The 2795-nt window shown below is 71.6% G+C and carries 4 protein-coding genes and 1 pseudogene; 3 read left to right on the forward strand and 2 right to left on the reverse strand.

Annotated features, from left to right (window positions below):
• Together FV229_RS26285 and FV229_RS26290 are read right to left on the reverse strand one after the other, a co-directional pair.
• Positions 1-215: pseudogene (locus FV229_RS26285) on the reverse strand (transglycosylase); the annotation flags it as partial.
• 31 nt (positions 216-246) lie between these two features.
• Entirely contained in the window at positions 247-963 is a 717-nt protein-coding gene (locus FV229_RS26290) for a Tim44/TimA family putative adaptor protein (protein ID WP_147754729.1), read from the reverse strand.
• A gap of 462 nt (positions 964-1425) precedes the next feature.
• On the opposite strand from FV229_RS26290, the gene secB reads away from it, so the two are divergent.
• The 3 genes from secB to FV229_RS26305 all read left to right on the forward strand — a co-directional run bounded on the left by secB (position 1426) and on the right by FV229_RS26305 (position 2697).
• Entirely contained in the window at positions 1426-1926 is a 501-nt protein-coding gene (secB, locus tag FV229_RS26295; RefSeq protein ID WP_147754730.1) for a protein-export chaperone SecB, read from the forward strand.
• Between the two features lie 130 nt (positions 1927-2056).
• Complete coding sequence (locus FV229_RS26300) at positions 2057-2299, forward strand: DUF433 domain-containing protein (protein ID WP_147754731.1); 243 nt, start codon at positions 2057-2059, stop codon at positions 2297-2299.
• Complete coding sequence (locus tag FV229_RS26305; protein WP_147754732.1) at positions 2296-2697, forward strand: hypothetical protein; 402 nt, start codon at positions 2296-2298, stop codon at positions 2695-2697. Before FV229_RS26300 ends, FV229_RS26305 begins: the two co-directional genes overlap by 4 nt.
• The last annotated feature ends 98 nt before the right edge of the window (positions 2698-2795 follow it).

The following is a 2795-nucleotide window of genomic DNA, read 5'->3' on the forward strand; positions in this document are numbered from 1 at the left end:
GGGTTGGGGCCGGGCGCGGCGCAGGTCCGCCGGAAGGCCTCGAACGCGGCCCGCGTCTCGTCTGCCTGCCAGCCGGGCAGGGCGGCAAGCTCCACCGGCTCCAGCACGGCGTTGCCGACGCGCAGCGGCTCGGCGGTGGCCGGGGCGATCCCTGAAACGAGAGCGACCGCAGCGCGGAACGCTGCGGTCGGGCGGGGGAGGCGTCGGAGTGCCATAGGTCGGGAACGATCGGTTGCGTGGACGGCCTCAGGCGCCCGCCTCGGTGGCGACGAGCTGCCAGTTCGGGTCGCGGGTGCCGAGCGTGCGGGCGAAGGTCCAGACGTCGGGCACCTCGACCACTGCCTCGGCGCTGCCGTCCACCACGACGCTGTCGGCGTTGCGGGTGGCGGTGATGAGGTTCGAGAGGAACCGCACCGTCACCTGCGCGACGCGGTTCTTCACGTCGACGGCGACGATCTCGGCCTTGTCGATCGAGACGAAGGTGGTCTCCACCGTCTGGCGGTTCTTCTCGCGCTCGGCGATGGCGCGCTCGAACGCGTCGCCGACCTCGCGGGAGAGCAAGGACTTCAGGGTCTTCCGGTCGCCCTTGGCGAAGGCGATCATGATCGCCTCGTAGGCGCCCTTGGCCCCTTCGAGGAAGGCGCGCGGCTCGAAGCCGGGCTCGGCCTGGACGATCGCTTCCAGGCCGCGGGCCACCGCCGAGCCCGGCTCGGCGATGCCGCGCCAGTCGCGCACCTGGGTCTCGGCGTTGCGCTCGGGGAGCGCCCGGTCGGCGCCCGGCAGGCGCACGACGTTGTCGCCCTCGCTGCGGCCGGGCTGGGGCTCGGTGCGGCTGCGGTCCACCGGCTTGAACGGCGCGCGCTCGGTGCCGGTCTTCTGCCCGAGGACCGAGCGCAGCCGCCAGATCACGAAGACGGCGAGCGCCAGGAAGATGATCGTCGTCACGTCGAAGCTGTCCTGCATCACCGATCCGATGGTGGCCGCCGTGGAGCCCGGACCGCGGCCGCAGCCTTGGCCCGTGCGCGCGGCTGACGGGAAATCCGAGAGGGGTCGCACGCGAGTCCGGTCATGCCGCACGAATCCGCCGCGGGCGTGGCCGGCCTCGCGGAGAACGCGCCGCGTCCCCCTTTGCATAGGGGGCAATGGGCATATGGGGCAATGCGCCGGCCGGTTCCAGGCGGCATCGCGGGGGATCGCACCGGCCGCGTCGTCGCGCCGGGCCGGGCCGGGGCCTCACCGGACGGCGACCGTCTACGGAGACCCCGCGCTGCATCCGCGGCTGCCGGCGCCTCGCTTGTCCACCGGGGGCGGGCATGTTAGCCGCCGGGCCTCTGCTGAACGACCGCGCGACCACACGGGCAAGGCGGTCACCCCTAGCCATCGGCCCGCGGCCGGTGTTCGATCTTTCGAGAAGGATGACCCGCCATGGCCGATTCCCCCGCACCGAACGGCAACGGTCAGGCCGACGAGGCCCCCGCGATCAACGCGCTCGCGCAGTACACCAAGGACCTGTCCTTCGAGAACCCGAACGCCCCGCGCTCGCTCCAGCCCCAGGACGGCCAGGGCCCGCAGATCAGCATCCAGGTCAACGTCAACGCGCAGCAGCTCGCCGAGGCCGACTTCGAGGTCGAGTTGACGCTGGAGGGCGACGCCAAGATCAACGGCGACGTGCTGTTCGCCTTCGACCTGAAGTATGCCGGCGTGTTCCGCATGCGCAACATCCCGCAGGACCAGGTCCACCCGGCGGTGATGATCGAGTGCCCGCGCCTGCTGTTCCCGTTCGCCCGCCAGATCGTGGCCGAGGCGGTGCGCAACGGCGGCTTCCCGCCGCTCTACATCGACCCGATCGACTTCGTCGGCCTCTACCGCCAGAAGGCGATGGAAGCGCAGGGCGGCGCCGAGGCGACCGGCCCGCTCGCCTCCTGATTTCGATTCCACTCGGGGGCTTAAGCCCCCGCCCCGACGACAGCCCGGCCGTTCGCGCGGCCGGGCTGTTTCGTTTTCACGGTAAACGCCGCATCCTGCGCGGACCGACAAACGAGCCGGACGACGATCGATGACGACCGAGTGCGAGGAACCGCTGTCGCTGGACGACCTGATCACCTCGGATCCCGGCATCCTGGGTGGGCGCCGCGTCTTCCGGCGGACGCGCGTCCCGGTCGAGGTTGTGTTCGAGAACCTGGCGGACGGGTTGTCGATCGAGGACATCCTCGAGGACTATCCGACGCTGGACCGTGGCGACGTCGTGCAAGTCCTGCAACTCGCATCGGCCGGTCTGGCGGCGCCGAAGGCCGCATGAAGGTCGTGCTGGACGAGGGCGTGCCGCGGAGCTTGGCCGGCGCGCTCCGTGCCCTCGGTCTCGACGCCGCCGCGTTCGATCCGACCTGGATCGGCCTGCGGAACGGCGTGCTCCTTCGCCGCGTGGAGGCGGCGGGCTATTCGGTGCTGCTCACCAACGACAAGAACATGGCCTTCCAACAGAGCCTGAAGGGCGCTGCCGTCGCCGTCGTCGCCCTGCCGTTGAACCGCAGAGGCGTCGTGCTGGCACGGGCCGCCGACATCGCCGAGACGATCCGCCGGGCCTCCCCGGGGCGGCACCTTCTGATGAACCTCGACGGCACGCGCACGGTGCGCGGCTTCGAAGGCGACACCCTCGTCGTGGCCGACCTGCCGCCGGTTCCGACCTTCAAGGGATGAGCCCTCAGCGCGCCGCGCCGCGATAGGCAGCCGCCAGCGTCCGCAAGGCCGCGGCGGCGCGCGGGTCCGGCGCCCGCGCGTGCAGCACGATCCGGGTG

The sequence above is a fragment of the Methylobacterium sp. WL120 genome (genome assembly GCF_008039465.1).
GTDB classification, from domain to species: Bacteria; Pseudomonadota; Alphaproteobacteria; order Rhizobiales; family Beijerinckiaceae; genus Methylobacterium; species Methylobacterium cerastii.

Coding starts and splice junctions, on each gene's coding strand:
- FV229_RS26290 (WP_147754729.1), bottom strand. CDS start 963: ATGCAGGACAGCTTCGACGTGACGACGATCATCTTCCTGGCGCTCGCC.
- secB (WP_147754730.1), top strand. CDS start 1,426: ATGGCCGATTCCCCCGCACCGAACGGCAACGGTCAGGCCGACGAGGCC.
- FV229_RS26300 (WP_147754731.1), top strand. CDS start 2,057: ATGACGACCGAGTGCGAGGAACCGCTGTCGCTGGACGACCTGATCACC.
- FV229_RS26305 (WP_147754732.1), top strand. CDS start 2,296: ATGAAGGTCGTGCTGGACGAGGGCGTGCCGCGGAGCTTGGCCGGCGCG.